Origin of the sequence: Paenibacillus polymyxa, assembly GCF_001719045.1 — a bacterium.
GTDB lineage: Bacteria > Bacillota > Bacilli > Paenibacillales > Paenibacillaceae > Paenibacillus > Paenibacillus polymyxa_B.
The window spans coordinates 5,559,026-5,575,847 of record NZ_CP015423.1; the positions used below are offsets into that span (position 1 = coordinate 5,559,026).

General features: G+C 44.8%; 14 protein-coding genes. 10 read left to right on the forward strand and 4 right to left on the reverse strand.

Going from position 1 to position 16,822, the window contains the following annotated elements:
• Window positions 1-9 precede the first annotated feature (9 nt).
• From AOU00_RS24815 to AOU00_RS24835, 5 genes are all read left to right on the forward strand, one after another.
• Complete coding sequence (locus AOU00_RS24815) at window positions 10-1,482, forward strand: efflux RND transporter periplasmic adaptor subunit (protein ID WP_069291920.1); 1,473 nt, start codon at window positions 10-12, stop codon at window positions 1,480-1,482.
• Window positions 1,479-2,216: an ABC transporter ATP-binding protein gene (locus AOU00_RS24820; protein ID WP_069291921.1), complete on the forward strand. Its 738-nt coding sequence runs from the start codon at window positions 1,479-1,481 to the stop codon at window positions 2,214-2,216. Before AOU00_RS24815 ends, AOU00_RS24820 begins: the two co-directional genes overlap by 4 nt.
• The gene (locus AOU00_RS24825; RefSeq protein WP_069291922.1) at window positions 2,213-3,427 is read left to right on the forward strand and encodes an ABC transporter permease; all 1,215 of its coding nucleotides are present in this window, start codon (window positions 2,213-2,215) and stop codon (window positions 3,425-3,427) included. The genes AOU00_RS24820 and AOU00_RS24825 overlap by 4 nt, the downstream gene beginning before the upstream one ends.
• A gap of 74 nt (window positions 3,428-3,501) precedes the next feature.
• Window positions 3,502-3,978 (forward strand): RNA polymerase sigma factor, encoded by a 477-nt coding sequence (locus AOU00_RS24830; protein WP_069291923.1) that lies wholly within the window; start codon window positions 3,502-3,504, stop codon window positions 3,976-3,978.
• A gap of 177 nt (window positions 3,979-4,155) precedes the next feature.
• Window positions 4,156-5,757: an alpha-amylase family glycosyl hydrolase gene (locus AOU00_RS24835; RefSeq protein ID WP_069291924.1), complete on the forward strand. Its 1,602-nt coding sequence runs from the start codon at window positions 4,156-4,158 to the stop codon at window positions 5,755-5,757.
• A gap of 364 nt (window positions 5,758-6,121) precedes the next feature.
• Here AOU00_RS24835 and AOU00_RS24840 read toward each other — a convergent pair whose 3' ends face one another.
• From AOU00_RS24840 to AOU00_RS24855, 4 genes are all read right to left on the reverse strand, one after another.
• Window positions 6,122-6,874: an HAD family hydrolase gene (locus tag AOU00_RS24840; RefSeq protein WP_081330754.1), complete on the reverse strand. Its 753-nt coding sequence runs from the start codon at window positions 6,872-6,874 to the stop codon at window positions 6,122-6,124.
• A gap of 30 nt (window positions 6,875-6,904) precedes the next feature.
• The gene (gutB1, locus tag AOU00_RS24845; RefSeq protein ID WP_069291925.1) at window positions 6,905-7,954 is read right to left on the reverse strand and encodes a 2-amino-2-deoxy-D-mannitol dehydrogenase GutB1; all 1,050 of its coding nucleotides are present in this window, start codon (window positions 7,952-7,954) and stop codon (window positions 6,905-6,907) included.
• 34 nt (window positions 7,955-7,988) lie between these two features.
• Window positions 7,989-9,230, reverse strand: coding sequence for an aspartate aminotransferase family protein (locus AOU00_RS24850; RefSeq protein ID WP_069291926.1), 1,242 nt, complete (start codon window positions 9,228-9,230; stop codon window positions 7,989-7,991).
• A gap of 113 nt (window positions 9,231-9,343) precedes the next feature.
• The gene (locus tag AOU00_RS24855) at window positions 9,344-10,552 is read right to left on the reverse strand and encodes an MFS transporter (protein WP_069291927.1); all 1,209 of its coding nucleotides are present in this window, start codon (window positions 10,550-10,552) and stop codon (window positions 9,344-9,346) included.
• A gap of 486 nt (window positions 10,553-11,038) precedes the next feature.
• Here AOU00_RS24855 and AOU00_RS24860 point away from each other — a divergent pair, with 486 nt between their 5' ends.
• The 5 genes from AOU00_RS24860 to AOU00_RS24880 all read left to right on the forward strand — a co-directional run bounded on the left by AOU00_RS24860 (window position 11,039) and on the right by AOU00_RS24880 (window position 16,443).
• Window positions 11,039-11,947, forward strand: a complete 909-nt coding sequence (locus tag AOU00_RS24860; RefSeq protein WP_069291928.1) for an AraC family transcriptional regulator — start codon at window positions 11,039-11,041, stop codon at window positions 11,945-11,947.
• A 118-nt stretch (window positions 11,948-12,065) separates the two neighbouring features.
• The gene (locus tag AOU00_RS24865) at window positions 12,066-13,130 is read left to right on the forward strand and encodes a Gfo/Idh/MocA family protein (RefSeq protein WP_069291929.1); all 1,065 of its coding nucleotides are present in this window, start codon (window positions 12,066-12,068) and stop codon (window positions 13,128-13,130) included.
• A 1,051-nt stretch (window positions 13,131-14,181) separates the two neighbouring features.
• Window positions 14,182-15,210 (forward strand): helix-turn-helix transcriptional regulator, encoded by a 1,029-nt coding sequence (locus AOU00_RS24870; RefSeq protein WP_069291930.1) that lies wholly within the window; start codon window positions 14,182-14,184, stop codon window positions 15,208-15,210.
• Window positions 15,211-15,347: 137 nt separating this feature from the next.
• Window positions 15,348-16,142, forward strand: a complete 795-nt coding sequence (locus AOU00_RS24875; protein ID WP_061830939.1) for an SDR family NAD(P)-dependent oxidoreductase — start codon at window positions 15,348-15,350, stop codon at window positions 16,140-16,142.
• Window positions 16,143-16,167: 25 nt separating this feature from the next.
• Entirely contained in the window at window positions 16,168-16,443 is a 276-nt protein-coding gene (locus AOU00_RS24880) for a putative quinol monooxygenase (RefSeq protein WP_231109471.1), read from the forward strand.
• Window positions 16,444-16,822 lie beyond the last annotated feature (379 nt).

Below are 16,822 nucleotides of genomic sequence, written 5' to 3' on the forward strand. Positions count from 1 at the left end.
GATATAACATTGTCAGAAACAGAAAAGAAAGATGCATTGCAAGTGTTAAGAAGGAAAAAAAGATTGAAAGGGATCATAGGTATTCTTGTCTTGATTATTATAGCGGGAATTGGCAGTACTGTTTATAAGAATAGAAGTCAGGAAAAGCCCATGGAGGGTCCTGCGAACCAGATCGTACAGGTACAGAAAACAAACATGACCGAATCGCTTAAAGTAACTGGAACCGTTCAGGCTTCTAAGGAAGTCAATATCAATTTTACAAATGTTGAGGGTGCCAAGCTCATTGCCGTCAATGTTAAAGCAGGAGATAGTGTCAAAGCGGGTCAGGTGTTGGCTCGTTTGGATGATTCGGATTCCAAGTTACAAATTAAAAATGCTGAATCCAATGTAGCGATTGCCCGAGCCAAGGTGGAGGAAGCCAAGCGCGGACCAAAGTCTAGTGATATTGAGCTCCAGAAGGCAAATGTCCTAAAGGCGCAGATGGCGATTAAAACAGCCAAGGATTCCATGGAGCTGGAAGAAGTCGCAGCACAAAAAGTGGCGGCCAAGATGATTTTGGATAAAGCCCAGAAGGATTATGATGACCAGACTTATCTAGTCCAGAATGATGCAGCTGCAGAAAGTGACCTGGCGACGGCCAAGCAAAACCTGGATAAGGCAAAATTGGATATGAATAATGTCGAACTTCAATACAAGAAGGCAAAGAATCGACAAGTTCAGGCGATTGAGGATGCGGAAATGGGCTATAAAACAGCTTTAATACAATTAAAGGCAGCACAGTCCCCGCCTGATGCTTCCAATATTCAATCCGCACAGGCTTCTTTACAACAGGCTGAAACGGAATTGGAACAGAAGAAAAGTGTTCTGAACAAATTACAGGTTACGGCACCGTGGGATGGAATTATTTTGAAGGTTAATGGCGATGTGGGTACCAGTCCTACAGCACCTTTCATTGTTATGAACAACTCCAATACAGGCGTTATGAAGGTTAGTGCCAAGGTTAACGAAAGTGACATTGCTAAAATGAGGACTGGGCTCCAGGCTACGTTACACACGAATTCATTCCCTGACAAACAATTTAAAGGCGAAGTCCTCTTTGTTTCTCCAGAGCCGGTTACGGAATCCAATGTGACTACATACAAAATTGAATTGTCTTTGGATAGTCAAAAGATAAGACTACAACCAGGGATGAACATGGATGTATCACTCCTCTTGGCTGAACATAAAGATGCGTTGTCTGTTCCATTGTTCGCATTGAGATCCGAAGGTGGAGTGGATGGAGTATATGTAGCGAAGAACCCGGCTAACCCTGCAGATTATGAATTCAGACCAGTGAAGCTGGGGGTCTATACAGCGGATCAGGCCGAAATCAAGTCCGGTGTCAAGGAAGGCGAAACCATTGTTATTCCGCCCCAGGGTGGTAGTGCTGGTCCGAATGGCAGTCAAGAGGGTCAGGACCCTGATGGAGGTCAGGCACAATGAACGAAGCTCGTTTGAATAAAAGCGTTATTGAAATTAAAGAACTAAAAAAAATATATGAGGTGGGCGGTCAGGAGATTCAGGCTCTACGTGGTGTTGATTTATCTATTAGCGAAGGTGAGTTTGTTGCCATAATGGGCCCTTCTGGTTCGGGTAAGTCCACTATGATGAATGTCATTGGTTGCCTCGATCATCCTGATACGGGGAAGTATTATTTGGATGGGTATTCCATTTTGGATGCTCGTGAGAACGAGCTTTCCGAGATTCGAAATCAGAAACTGGGTTTTGTATTTCAGAAATTTTATCTACTTCCCCGAACTACAGCATTAGCCAATGTAGAGCTACCAATGATGTATGCAGGTATACCTGCCAAGGAACGCCGGGAACGAGCTGTGGAGGCGCTTCGAAGTGTTGGGCTTGCAGAACGGATGTACAACAAGCCTAATGAGCTATCTGGTGGTCAGCAGCAACGTGTCTCCATTGCGCGTGCGTTGGTGAATAATCCTGTTATTCTGCTGGCGGATGAGCCAACGGGGGCACTAGATACAAAGACGAGTGTCGAGATTATGGAGCTGTTTCAAGGTTTGAATGAACAGGGGAAAACCATTGTCTTGGTTACTCATGAGCTGGAAATTGCCGAATATGCCAAGCGCCTGATCAGCTTTCGAGATGGGAATATTGAGCGGGATGAGAGCATTATGAATAGAAGAATTTCATCAAGGATGGCAAGCCTATGAATTTAATGGAAACGATCCGTGTATCAATTAACAGTTTAACAACCAATAAGCTACGCTCCTTTTTAACAATACTCGGTATTATTATCGGGGTGGCAGCGGTTATTGCCATTATGGCGATTGGAAACGGCTCTACAACCCGCATAAAGGCGGAAATTAATAAATTAGGGAATAACGTATTGATGGTTGCGCCAGCTATGACAATGGTCGATGGTGAAATAGATTATGACAACACTCCATCGTTTACTTGGGCTGATGTCGAGGCGTTGGAACAAAAGAATTCCATAGATGCATTGATGCCAAATATAACGAGCAATTCAAAAGCTACGTGGGGGCGATACAACTATAACGCCACTATTGTAGGGACTTCCGCTTCATTCTATAAAGTCAAAAAGTTTTCCTTTGCCGAGGGCAGAACATTTACCAACGATGAGATGGACAAACGCATGAATGTCGCCATTCTTGAAAGTCAGGCGGTTCAACGTCTTTTTGGTGGAGATACCCAAAATGTATTGGGACGAACGTTTCAAATTAAACAGATCCCTTTCAAGGTAATTGGAGTATTAAATACTCAGCCAGTAACGAAATTAAGCTACAGCACTAATGAACAAATTTACATCCCTGCTACAACTATAATGAACCGTCTGGGTGAGAAGAACATTACAGGATTGGACGTATCCGCCAAGTCACCAGCTTTGATGGATCAGGCTCGTTCAGACATATTGGAAAGCTTGCGTTTAACGCACCAGCTAAAACCCTCGGAACCGGATCAATTTCAAATTATGAGTCTGTCAGAAGCAGCAGGTGCTGCTTCAGGTGTAGATAATATCATGACCAGCTTGCTAGGAGGTGTAGCCGCGATATCGCTCGTGGTAGGGGGAATCGGAATTATGAATATTATGATGGTGTCGGTTATAGAGCGTACAAGAGAAATCGGTATTCGAAAAGCTATTGGCGCCAAGCCGAGAGATATTATGATTCAATTCCTATCTGAAGCGGTCATCTTTGGTCTATTAGGAGGTACAATCGGGGTTGTAACAGGCATAGGGGCATCCAAAATACTTGAAGCAACTGCACATATGACCATTGAATTTACGATCTCGCCTATTATATATTCGTTTCTTAGCTCTGCAGGCACAGGCATCCTATTTGGAGTATACCCGGCTTATAAAGCAGCAAGTTTGAAGCCTATAGATGCATTGAGATACGAATAATAAGCAGGGATATGAATTTAAGACAATAAAGTGACTTGCCGATTCCAAACAAAACAGAAGGGACAAGCAATAATATGGATATTAAAGGTGTGGAGGATCTATATTTATCTTGCAAATCAGATCTCTTTGGATATCTATTGAGGATATTGCATAACAAACAGGATGCCGAAGATTTGTTGCATGAGTGCTTTATTCGGTTTATAAGAGCTTCACCTGACTTGCCTCAAGATCGTATTCGATTTTATCTTCTGAGAATTGCCAAAAATTTAGCTATAGATTTAATAAGAAAACGAAAAAAGATGGATGAATACAACTTACGTAAGGAGCTGCTCTACTATCACTGGGATACCGTCGATTTTGAAATTCAGGAGGAGGTCAATCGAATTCTTTTGATGGCAAGTAATACCGAGCAAAGGACGGTACTTGAATTGCGTGTAGTCCGAGGATACTCCATAAAAGAAACGGCTAGAATCTTAAACAAGAGTGAAAATTCGGTAAAGTCCTCGCTGCACAGAGCTTCAAAACGCATTAAATTAAGATATATTTCCTGAACTGATTTGGATGAAAAGCGGAGTAGACATAGAGTCTGCTCTTTTTTTGCTTGATACAGAGATATAACAATAAGATCGATATTTTCCACCATAATAGATAATAAATATCCCCTTTTTTTGGATTGTTTCTATTTATAATGAAAACGCACCCATAACAATCAAAGGAGCTGATTTGTTTTGACACGTAACAAACGCTTAAGAAGATTGTCCACCGCCATGTTAACGGTGCCTATGCTCACGATGTTCGCTTCAGGTGCAATGGCAGAGCAGGAATTGAACAGACATAAGCCTCCGGTTTCTACTGGAAGCGGCGTATTTTATGAAATTTATATCAATTCTTTTTATGATTCGAATGGAGACGGACACGGTGATTTGAAAGGAATCACACAAAAACTTGATTACTTAAACGATGGCAAACCCCATTCGGGTAAGGATTTGCAGGTTAGCGGCCTCTGGCTTATGCCCCTAAATCCATCTCCAAGCTATCATAAATATGATGTAACTGATTACTATCAGGTGGACCCGCAGTATGGGAGTCTAAATGATTTCCGCACCTTGATGAAAGAAGCGGACCGAAAGGGCGTCAAGGTGATCATGGACCTTGTTATCAATCATTCGAGCAGCGAGCACCCATGGTTTAAGGAGGCCAGTGCCAACCCACAAAGCAAATACCATAACTATTACGTATGGGCGGATGAGAACACAGATCTGGAAGAAAAGGGCTCGTGGGGTCAGCAGGTATGGCATAAGAATCCGAACGGCGAAGGATATTTCTACGGTACATTCTGGTCGGGCATGCCGGATCTGAACTTTGACAATCCCGAAGTCCGCAAAGAAATGATCAAAGTCGGCAAGTATTGGCTGCAGCAGGGTGCAGACGGGTTCCGGCTTGACGCGGCGATGCATATTTTTAGAGGACAGACGAAGGATGGTGCGGATAAGAACATCGCCTGGTGGAATGAATTCCGTTCCGAGATGGAGAAGGTGAATCCAAATGTATATCTGGCAGGAGAGGTATGGGACAAACCGGAGACCATAGCTCCTTATTTCGGACCACTCCACTCCCTATTTAATTTTGACCTGGGTGGAACGATTTTGAACTCCGTGAAAAACGGCCGAGATCAGGGTATCGCGACATTCGCCGAGAAAACGCTGCAACTGTACAAATCGTATAATAAGGCGGCACTCGATGCTCCGTTCCTGAGCAACCATGACCAGACCCGTGTCATGAGCGAACTGGGCGGGGATGTACGAAAAGCCAAGCTGGCCGCTTCCATTCTTTTGACGCTTCCGGGTCAGCCTTTCCTGTATTACGGGGAAGAAATCGGCATGAAGGGAGAGAAGCCTGATGAGTATCTTCGTGAGCCTATGCGCTGGTACAAGGGAGATGGCCCTGGTCAAACGACGTGGGAGAAACCCAAATACAACACAGGCGAGGTATCGGTGGAAGCGCAGCTGAGGGACGATGATTCCTTACTGGAAAGCTATCGCACACTCATCCGTTTGAGGGAAGAACATGAAGCTTTACGTAGCGACAGTCTGCAACCTATACAAGCAGGTTCTGCCAGCGTGACCGCGTTTAAACGTACTTCAGGCAAAGAAACAATGTATGTATATCATAACCTGTCTGGAGAGTCGGTTACCTTGCAGATAAAAGATTTCGATAAGGGTAAATGGAAAGTGATCTTTTCCACCTCAAAGGATGTAAAGGTGAAGAAAGGAACAGTTACAATTCCGGCTTACAGTTCTCTAATTACCGAAGAAGACAGAAAGAGCTGAATATAGGGCAAAATTACCGTTCAGATGAAGCAAGGATATATATCGATGAATCCAGTTTGGGGTGTTAACAGCACCCCATTTTTCTATATAAGTTTTGCTGCATACGAATAGAGGATTTAAAACCGTCAGGAGATCAGTTATATGCCAAAAAGACAGTTTTTACGACAGTTGTGTGTTGAACCGGGAAATTACTCGTTTCAACTAGACCACTTGGATGCAAAGCACGCCCCTTAGAGTACACACAGGGAAGGATAAATGACATTCTCCCGTGTATATTCCAAGGGGCATTATTTAATACCCTCAATCATAGTAAAGATCGGACGATTCCATATAATTATAAAGGGGGTATACCTTCCGGTACCTTTCAGCTCTTGCTCTTAGCAAGCAATTGCTCATCGAACGGTAGATTCTCTTTGATCGCCCACAGGTCGTCATAGCTGAGAATCCAGCGATCGGCTCTGGACAGATCCTGCCGGCCGGAGCCGGGGTTGTGAAAGCCGATGCAGTACATTCCTGCACTTTTGGCTGCCTGGACCCCGTTCTGTGAATCCTCAATAACGATGCAATGAGCCGGTGCAATGCCTAGCTGCTCGGCGGCGTATAAGAAGATGTCCGGTGCAGGCTTACCCTGCAATACCTCTTCACCGGTGATTCGAATGTCGAAGTAACGGCCAAGTCCTGTCTTTTCCATAATGAGATCAATCAGCGCCCGTGGAGAGGAAGAGGCCACCGCGACCGGAATCCCTTTCTCTTTCAGCCAGTCCAGCCACCGCTCCAGTCCGTCAATCGCCACAAGGCCCTCGTGCGCAATCATCGTCTGCATCACATTTTTTCGGTGATAGGACAGGGCCTCTTCCACCGTATTGGTGAGCTGATGCCTGTTCAGCACTTGACGCCACATGGATTCGAGTGTCACTCCGACATAGGTGTGATGCTCTTCTTCCGTCATGGGCGCACCGAAATGGGCAAAGGAGCTGCGTTCGACCTCAAAGTAAATCGGTTCGCTGTCTACTAACACCCCGTCCATGTCGAAAATGACCGCTTTGACCGGAACGGACGCTGATAGGTCTCCTGTGCATTCATTATTGGTCGGTGTAACATGATGGATGCTCGTCATGTCCATTCTCTCCCTTGTTAGTAGCTAAATTTAGTTGCCGGAGCCATTAGATTGCAGTACAATCTTGATCGCCTGAGACGAAGGCTGAAGTGTCCGCTCGCTGATATTGCATCCAAGCGTCTTAAAGGCTTCATGGTAGTCATCAAGCGGATACGAGTGGGTTATGATTTTTTTGGCGGGAATGATTTGTTGCTCAATCAGGTAATGCGCCGTGGAGAACGTGCCCAGAGAATCAATCGAGCCGATGATTTTAAGGCTACGGTCAACTACCTCTTTCGGATTAAACGAACTTATCCCATCTCTCAGCCCCACCAGCATCAAATACCCGCCGCTCGCAAGCTGGCTTAGTACCTCAGTGCCGACCACTCCTGTGGTATCCACAATCATGTCCACCTGATTTTTTAACGGAGCCAGCTCATGAATGGCCGACTCCAGTGTGGCGTGCGCGGACCACCGTTCGGGAGCAATAGAATCCGCTATAGCGAGCCGTTCCTCCGAGATGTCAACAAGGCAACCAGTTATGCCTTTCGAAGCAAGAGCATAACTGTACAGAATCCCGATCGGACCTGCGCCTAAAATAACGGTTGTGAAGTTCGGCAGCAAGTGAATCTGGTTGATTCCGGTCAGCATACAGCTCAGCGGTTCGGTCAGCGTCGCTTCTTCGTAGCTGATATGGTCCTTCAGCTTGTACAAAAAACGGTCCTCAGTCACATAATAATCGGTGAACGTACCGTCGGCGCTAACTCCGGTCTCGGTTACGGATTTGTGTGTGCAATGATTCTGTCTTCCTGTCCGGCACATTTCGCATTGGCCGCAGTAGTATGTTGGATCAATCACCACCCGGTCCCCAGGCTGCAGTGAACTGACGGCTGATCCTACAGCGATCACATCCCCCGCTGATTCGTGGCCCAAGATAGTGGACGGAACGGCATGATATTTGCCACTAATGATACCTAGGTCCGTACCGCATACGCCTGTCGCCCGAATTCGGACGAGTACATCGTTATCTTTTTTTATCTCCGGGATAGGTCTTTCCTCAAGTGCGACATCCCAAGCCGATTTGTATACCAGTGCAAGCATGAATAATTCCTCCTTTTGCCTGTTAGGCAGATAGTTAGTGAAGGGTGGTCAGAACAGTGTCAAGCCGCTTGGCAATTTCGACAATCTCATCTTCCGTAGCCGTGAGGGAAGGTCTCACTTTGACCACATTGCCGTAACCGTAACGGGAGCCTCTGAGAATCAGCTGCTGTTCGGCAAAAGCGCGGTCGATAATCGCATTGCTCTTAACTGCGTCTGGGGCATTATCCTCGTCGACAATTTCCAGTCCCCACATCAAGCCGACGCCGCGAGCCTCACCAATGATACAATCGTGCTTGTCGGCCATCTCCGTCAGCAGGGTTCCGAGCAGGCTTCCTTTGGACCGAACGGCTTCCAGAAAACCGGGTTCAGACACAACCTCTAGCGTGGCTTTAGCTGCCGTAACCGAGATTAGATTACTACCTGAGGTGAAGGAGTGCTCGTGCTTCTCGAGGACATTAAGACGAGACTGCATCAATACTGCTGCTACCGGTACACCAATGCCGCCGAGACCCTTGGCGAGAGTAATGATATCTGGCTGGATATCAAACAGTTCACTTGCAAACATATAGCCTGTCCGCCCAATCCCGGTCTGCACCTCATCAGCGATTAGGATCAGCCCGTACTCGTTGCACAGCTGACGGAGACGCTTAAAATATCCTGCAGGTGGGATGATATTGCCTCCGTTGCCCAGGATGGGTTCAATAATCATACAGGCCACAGAACCTGAGCTTGCATACTCAATAGCATCCGATATGGCTTCGACGCATTGATAGCCACACTTGTCAGGCGAAGAATTAAACGGGCAGCGATAGCAGTAGGGAGCAGGTACATGAAGGGAATTTGCTGCAGCCGAGTTGGGAAACTTCCTCCGCCGGAAGGCGTTGCCGGATATGCCTGTTGCGAACTGGGTCTGCCCATGATGGGATAGATACAGGCTGATTATATCGAGCGCTCCCGTATATTTCTGGGCTAGCTTCACAGCGCATTCGTTCGCCGTAGAGCCGGTAATATCTCTCATCCATCCCGCGTCAATGCCGTTCGGCGTATACTGGATCAAATGATCCAGGACTTCCTCGACATAGGGCTCGGTAAAGGATGAGGACATGTGGGCAAGATTGGCGACTTGTTCCTGTACTTTGGTGACGACATGAGGGTGATTGTAACCGAGTGAGAGATTGAAGGTGCCAGATACGCCATCTAAATATTCCTTACCCGAATCGTCAATCAGAGTAATGCCTTTTCCGTATCTGAAGCGTTCTTTGGTTAAGGTATGCACGATGTTCCCCTCCATATCAGAATATACATTCTCATTAAGTACATCCTTAAAAAATGTACTGCCCTGCTACTACATAAAGCGGTGGGCCTCACCTCCCCCAAGAATAAAGAATCTCATCCTTCCTTGCCCTGATGGACAAGGGAGTCAACTACCCGTCTGCTCCTGCCATTCCACAGATGCGAGAAAATGACCGCCAGCAGCAAAATTAGGCTGAAAGCCGCCAAAATCCAAAGGGTAGCCGTCACCGACCATTCGCTCATGCTCCAGCCTGTTACATATTGAAGCACTGCTCCGCCAATTCCGCCTGACGCAATTAGAATGCTGGTCGTTCTCTCGGTCATTCCCGGAATCAGCACGTTCGCATAGACGAGGGCAATACAGAAGAGACCGGACATGAATAACCCTGCACCAAAAATCAGAAGGTATGTAGCCCACTGACTGGAGACAAACGCCATTGCGACCAGAAAGCAGAAAGTTCCGATTCCGCTCCAAAGCAGGAAAGGAATATATCCTGCGGACTCTGCAATCTTCCCTGAGAACATGCGGCCGATGATCATCGCAATCCATAGTATGCTAACACCTAACGAAGCTACGGATTCCCGAATCTGCAGGGTCTCGATCAGAATAGAGGGCAGGAAGTTCATGAGCCCCAGTTCAAGCCCCATGTAAACAAAGAAGAATACAATGAATATTCCCAGTAACACACGGTGCTGTACAGAGTACCGGGCTTGTTCGACCGATCGCTCAGAGGTTTGGAGATCTGCTTGGATAAGGTGGGAAGAGGAGGAAGTAGGCATGGTAATCCAGAATAGCCCCAGAATAAACGTCAGAAGGGAGATGGTGTAGAAGGTCAAATACCACATTCCAAGCCAGATATACAGGCTTACCACTGCGGGAATGAGCAGTGCACCAAGTGCAAAATAGACATCCAGCTTGGACATGGCTACGGCTTTCTGCTCTTCGGTGAACTCAATCGTGAACGCTCCGATGGACGACTCAATGATGCCTGAGCCGAAGCCAACCCAGATGGTCATCACGATAACCCAGGTCCATGAGGGGAGTACACCCAAGATGGCATACCCTGCTACGATACTAACCAGGGCAATGGACAGCATAGACTTGCGACCGATGTGTAGAGCCATGAAGGGGGAGAACAGAACACCGACAAGAAATCCGAAAAACTGAAGGAACAACAATAATCCGCCATCGCTGTACCCCAGTCCATAGTAAGGCAGTAGGACCGGCAGTAATGCTCCAAGCACCACACTAGTAATGCCGATTAACAGATAGAAAGCACAACTTAAAGCGAATAGTCTCTTCAAGGTCCGTCCCTCCATAAGTCTATATTTTTTATATGGATTCTGTTGCTTTACTAGATTATACCTTTTTCTTGGAAATGTACATACGTATTTATATAAAAAATGTAAAAACAATCGTTCGATAATTTTACACGTATTTGCTTAATCCAGTTAAGGTGAAACCTGTTTATCTGAAGAAAGTGCATGCGGAAGGGAGAAATAAGATCAGCCCAAATTGTTTTCGGGCGCCAAACCGCTCATAATTGAGGCATAACTTTGTGTTTGCAAAATTAGGTTAGTAAGGATACCTAATAGTTATTTTCTTAATACAACTATGATTGATAGGGTAGGAAAAAGAATGTTAACCGCTTACAATTTAAAAGGGAGAGGGAATTTTTCGAAAGTCGAGAAGGAGAAAAATGAAGAAGAGAAGAAGGGATGCAGCAGCGTAATTATCAATAGTCATGTGTACGGCTTTTTTGAACTTTACAACAAAAGGAGTCTACCAAAATGAATTTTTATTTAGAAATCCCGGAGCTTGACCGACATTTTCCTTTCCGGAGTTTTATTAATAAAGGCGACGTGCTTTGCTATCCTCATTGGCATAAAGAAATTGAAATTGTTTATGTGACCCAGGGAACCTTGGATCTGGGAATTAACGATATTTCGATACGCATGAAACAAGGTGAAGTTCAGTTTATAAATGGGGGTGATGTTCATTATTTCTTGGCTTCTCCCGACAGCGAACGGGTGGTTATTCAATTTGATCTGAGCTTTTTTCAAGAGGTTTCCACATTAAGTGATCAGAAACGCCCTCTTAGAACTATATTTACGGAGATGGAGCAATCAAGCTGGAACTGGCCAGAAGAAACAGCAGCTAAAATGCTTCCTCTGATTCAAAGCATTTATGATGAGAACGTCAACCACCACGAAGGTCATGCCTATATGATCAAAGCGAAGTTGTTTGAGATGTTGACTCTTATTATGCGTGAAGTGCCGAGAAGCATGGCGCCAAGGCTTCCTGAAATCTCTGAAAGACCCTTAACACAATCAAAGGACACCCTTTATAAACTGGAACGTATTTTTGAGTATGTGGAATGTCATTATCATGAAACCATTTCGCTGAAGAATGTCGCTGATTATATGGGGTTCAGCCCCTATTATTTCGCCAGGCTATTTAAGAAGAATACGGGGATGACCTTTGTAGCATTTTTGAATGATTACAGACTGAATAAGGCAAAATGGATTTTGTTGAATGAAAACAATCCGATCACTGAGGTCGCAGAGGCAGCAGGGTTCAGTAGTGTAAAGACGTTTCATCATCTCTTTAAAGAAGCAACAGGAACATCACCATTGAAATACCGCAGGACAATATTCGGGAATAAAACAGCAAGAAATGAGGAGGAAAGCTTTTCATGAGATTTGTATGATAGAGCTATCCGATGAAGTGAAGGGAGAGTTACGCAGGACATTAAGATTTATTGATCTATGAGCAACCACTTGATATGCGGTGGGCTTAAATCAGGAGTGGAGGAAGATGAAAATGGGCAATCGTATATACAATGTAGTCATTATCGGTTATGGAGGCATGGGAAGCTACCATGTTCAATTGATCGAATCTAATCAGCAACTTGCCGTTGGCGGTGTATATGATATTGTCGATTACCGAATGGAACTGGCTGCGGCTGCCGGCTATAAAACCTATGCCAGCCTGGATGCCGTCCTTGCCGATCAGGCCGTGGATATTGTTTTGATAGCAACACCTAATGATGTTCATAAGGAAATCGCGATCCAGGCACTGCAAGCCGGAAAACATGTCATTTGTGAAAAGCCGGTTACGATAACGAGCGCGGATTTATTGGACATTGTTGAGGTGGCGAAGAAAGAAAATCGTGTGTTTACAGTACATCAGAACCGTAGATGGGATGAAGACTTCCGAATTATTAAAGATATAATTGGCAATAAGACCGTGGGTGATCTTTTCCACTTGGAATCGCGAGTTCAGGGGGCTAATGGCATCCCAGGTGACTGGCGGCAACTAAAGGCGTATGGAGGAGGAATGCTACTGGATTGGGGAGTACATCTGTTGGACCAGCTGCTTCAGATTACGGACAGCAAAATAGAAAGCGTAGCTGCTACCCTTAGCTATATTTTGGGGACTGAAGTGGATGACGGCTTTACCAGCTTTATTGAGTTCAAGGACGGTCTGACCGCAGTCATTGAAGTGGGTACAACCAATTACGTAAAGCTGCCGCGCTGGTATATTAAAGGAACTGAAGGAACCGCAATGATTAGAGATTGGGATTTGAGTGGAGAGATCGTCACCCGAAATCCAGATGTCGCTCACGTGGAACCCAAGCCGATTCAAGCAGGTCAAGGATTGACGAAAACGATGGCGCCGCCGTCTGAGGAATCCACCCTTAGGTTCCCGATTGAGAAAATACCTGCTGCTGCGGAAAGCTTTTATGAGAATTTTGTCTCCACCATCGAAGGAAAAGCGGAGATTGCGATCAAAAATGAAGAAGTACACCGTGTATTGGTGCTGATTGAGACGATTTTTGAGGCGGCAGCAACCAAAAGCGTGATTCGAAGAACTATTTAAATCCGCTCTATTTTTCGATCCGTCATAAGAGAGAGATATAGGATCCTGGAGAGAACCAAACAGTATTGATCTAATGAAATTTTGGGATGCATTTAAGTAATCAGTAAACCTTTGAAATGGTGAGCAAAATAATTTTGCCCACCATAAAACCAAGTGGGTATCGCTCCACAACCGAATTCTATTGCTTGATCATTTTTAAGTTGCTGAGATTTCGAATAGGTTTAATTTACACGTAAAGAGAAAAGAAGTTTTTACATAAAATCCGCTATTTCCTCCTTATAAATCAACATATTCTACTCTGAATTCTTCCATAAAAACATAAAATAATCCATGAGAGTGATAGAATAATCATTTGTACGAGAAAAGAGGAAGGGAGAGATCGTCACGGGGATACTTGTATTAACATCTGTAATTGTTGTAACGCCGATCAATGCTGATCAATGCAAAAAACGTTGATGCGGACCCTTCGAACAACCGAGGTGGTGCGAATCATGTTTCAAGCGGCAATGCAGCCAACAGTGATCCAATGAGAGTCACCAGGTGCAACCTACCAAGATTTGATTAATGCTGCACACGATAAAGATATAAAATCATACAGGATGTTGTGTACAACTACTCTAGCCGCTGGGGTGCAAAAGGTTTATTGTACTTGATCTCCCGGATAATCCTGCCTCCGGTAAGATCGGTGAAAACGGGCCTTTCTTGAAGCCTTAATTTTTAAATATAAGAAGCATGAAGGAATGACATTCCTAGGAGTGTCGTGATTTGAGGTTTTAAAAACACACTCATAAACATATGGGTGTGTTTTTTGGTGTTGAGGATGAGTCGTTCATGCCATTAACAGAATTTTATTATGATTAAGTAATTCGCCATATTCCTCTTCATTGATTGAAAGTATCACAGATAACAAGAAGATGTAACATTTTTCGCAGCTTAGTACGTTAATGTAGACACCTTAACGTACTTAAGAGTATTCTTATGTGTACTTAAGAGGGACCCCATCGCAACCAAAACTAATGAATATGCAAGTAGATAAAGGAGGCCCATATATATGAAGTCTCATACCTCTGACCGTATTAAAATCCCGCCAGGATTGTGGGCAGGATTATGTCAGTTAGGGTTTGGCGCCCACGACGTAGCTCGCAAAGCACGATTGCCGATCACCATTAGTACTGAAACAGTAGTCACCACCGCTCAATATTTCGCGATCTGGCAGGCATATTCTGATCTCATTGGTGACACTGCACAAGGAATTATCAAGCTTGCGACCGTCTTTGATACAGCGAAGTACCCACCGACTGTCTTAGCGACTTACCATGCTCGGGACTACCGCGACGCTCTAAACCGAATGGCTCGGTACAAACAACTGTGTCCCCCGGAAAACCTACATATCACTGAGAAGGGCGAGCACTGTACAATTGATCTGGAATGGCTGTCTCCCGAGCAATCTGGTCCGCCGATGCTGGTGGGTATTACGCTGGCTTGTCTTCTGGAGATTGGACGCCGGGGGACAGGTCAACCTTTGACAGCGCAGCTTGTTGAATTTCCGCACTCCATGGGCGATGTACAAGCCCTTGAAGCATACTTCGGCTGTCGCATTCGAATTGGTGCAAAATGTAACCGATTGACGCTACATCGAAGAGATCTGGACCGTCCCTTTGTCTCGTACAACAAAGAGTTGCTGGAAATCCTGACTCCTGCTCTGGACCGATCGTTGCATGAGCAGCAGCGCAGCCGCTCAATTACTGAGATGGTCAAATGGATCATGAAACGTAGCCTTACAGGAGGGCGTCCTGACATTCAGGCTGTGGCGAAGGAGCTCAGTATGAGCGATCGTACCTTGCAGCGCCGGCTTACTGACGAAAATACGAGCTTCAAGTTTCTATTGACACAAGCTAGGCATGAGCAGGCACGAGAGTACTTGGCAGACCCCTCGCTCGATATTAAAGAGGTGGCATTTTTGATTGGATATGAAGACCAGAATTCGTTTTACCGCGCCTTCCGCCAATGGGAGGGTGATACACCTTCAAATTGGCGGACTAAACACTTAGGTACAAACTCGATATCAGGAGCACGTTAGGACTGCCTAATGAGTTTTATTATTTGGCGTGTTAAACAAGAACTTTGGCGCAATATGCTAGTTACTGGACAATCCAGACAAGATAATATAATCACTATCCAGAGCTCAAGACTGTTTTAAAAAAGGAGAAGTGTATTATGGATATGGGATTAAAATATAAAACAGCTTTAGTTACAGGATCAACGAAAGGCATAGGTAAAGCAACTGCCATTGAACTAGCCAAAGAAGGTGTTAATGTACTAATTAATGGACGAAATTATGAAGAGGTAGAACGAACTGTAAATGAAATTAAGTCAAATTTCCCAGCTACCTCCCCTCAAAATGCGACAGCCGATATTGTGGATATTGGACAAAGAGAAGCTTTATTTGAAAAATACCCTAGTATTGATATTTTAGTTAACAATACGGGCATTTATGAAATTATGCAATATGAGGACGTAGACGATGAAGTATGGGAAAAATACTTCCGTACTAACGTTCTTGCTGCAAATGGATTATCAAAATTTTATTTACCTAAAATGTTGAAAAATGATTATGGCCGCATTATTTTTATTGCGAGTGAAGAAGCAATTATGCCTTCAGGACAAATGCCGCAGTATTGTATGACAAAATCTATGTTGTTATCATTGTCAAAAAGCTTATCTAAATTAACAATAGGGACAGAAGTTACAGTCAATACGATCATGCCAGGACCAACACTCTCTGAGAATGTGCACCAAATCATTGAGAGTATGTATCCTCATGAAGATATGACTTTTTCAGAAAAAGAGAAAGATTTTATGGTTACAAACCTGCCTCAATCTGAAATACAGCGATTTATCAAGCCTATTGAAATAGGTAGACTAGCTACATTTGTATGTAGTCCTTATGCATCTGCATTTAAAGGTTCTCCAATCCGTATGGATGGGGGAATGGTACCGACTATTTTTTAGCGTTTGTGGAGAGGCTTATGGAAAGTTGACGGCACGTCCAGGGCAAAGGGACGCTCTTGCAGACATCTTGCTAGAAGCGGCCGATCTGTTGAAGTCGAATAATGACTGCTATTTGTATATAGTCAATGTGTCAGACGACGACCCGAATGCGGTGTATGTGACCGAACTGTGGAAAGATGCAGATGCCCATGCAGCCAGCCTTAAGAACGAAGAGGTACTGGCGTCGATACAACGCGCCCGACCGTTGATTATTGGAGCGGAGCCCATTAAACTGCGTGCTCTAGGGGGAAAAGGCCTGTAGGGTCATGCTGCAGTTGCTGCTACCACAGCAGCCGATCACTCGGTTGCTTTTAAGCTAAGCAGCAGGATAGTCCTAATGAAACGCTTTTGTAATATGTGAAAGGTTGGCAGATAAAATTGGCCCTGGTATAATAAGGGTAATTCACTAAGGAGAGATTTTTTTGTCTGGAGCTGTTCTTTACTAATCCAATTCCATAAAAAGAGGTTTTCATGCACCTACTATTCGTCTGCCCAATTTTTGTATTACGGGTGGGGATTTGAAAGCTTCGGAATTAGTTAAGAACAACGGATACTACCAGATCCTTAGGGATACCTGTTATAATGAGTCCAATCCGTGCTGGTTCAGCGCGGATTTTTTTGTGGCTAAATAGCAGGTGATA